The sequence below is a fragment of the Prevotella conceptionensis 9403948 genome (assembly GCF_000312305.1).
In the GTDB taxonomy this organism is placed as follows: domain Bacteria; phylum Bacteroidota; class Bacteroidia; order Bacteroidales; family Bacteroidaceae; genus Prevotella; species Prevotella conceptionensis.
Window position 1 is genome coordinate 1 of sequence record NZ_HE999505.1, and the last position, 861, is coordinate 861.

The 861-nt window shown below is 47.3% G+C and carries 1 protein-coding gene; it reads right to left on the reverse strand.

The annotated features are described in order from the left end of the window. Positions 1–803, reverse strand: an 803-nt coding sequence (locus BN93_RS15980; RefSeq protein WP_019189277.1) for a site-specific integrase, incomplete at its 3' end; no start/stop codon positions are given. Between the last annotated feature and the right edge of the window lie 58 nt (positions 804–861).

Sequence of the window (861 nt, forward strand, 5' to 3'; positions counted from 1 at the left end):
TTGGTCAGGTTCTTCATATCGGTAAAGGACAAGCCGGTAAAACAGCAGAAGACGTACAAGTCCCGAACCAGCTCCATTGATTTACGCCTGAATTTCAAATCCAACAGCCTGCGGATTTCATCCTTGGTCAGATAGTCCCTGTCGGTACTCTCGGCGGATATGCTGTAATCCACGAACGGGTCACGGACTATCCATCCGTGATTCTGGGCAATGGTAATCATACGGCGCAGGGGCATCATGTAAATCCATACCGTGTTGTTACAGCATTGCTTTTCGGTGCGCAGGAAGATGTCAAAGTCGGTAATGAAAGCCGGAGTGAGTTCTTTCAAAGCAATGTCGCTGACACGGTAGCGGTTCTTGATGAACTCCTCCAAATGCTTATAGACCGTGCAATACTTGTGGTAGGTGGATGGGCATCGCAAGCCTGCATCGACCTGTTTGAAAAAGTCCTCATTGTGCTGGGCAAAGACTTTCAGCAAGGTTTCATGCCGCATTTCCAAGCCCAAGAAAGCGTTCTTCACTTTCTCGGCAGTGACATAGTTATCCCGCTCGGCTATCTCCTTGTATTTGGCATTGATACCGACACGTATCTTGTCTAAGAAACGATTGGTTTCCAACGCCACGGTACTTTTGCCCGAAGCTCGGTTGCTCTTGATATCCCACAAGTCGGGATGAATGTCGCATTTGCAACTGAACTGGGCTATCGTACCGTCAATGGTGATACGACACATCACGGGAACGGAACCGTTCTTCTTGGGGGCGTTCTTTTTGAGGTAGAACAGAACCTTAAACGTACTACGCATAACTCTGACTTTTTACGGTTTACAAAACTATTCATTGTCAGGTTATTTGTTGCTATGC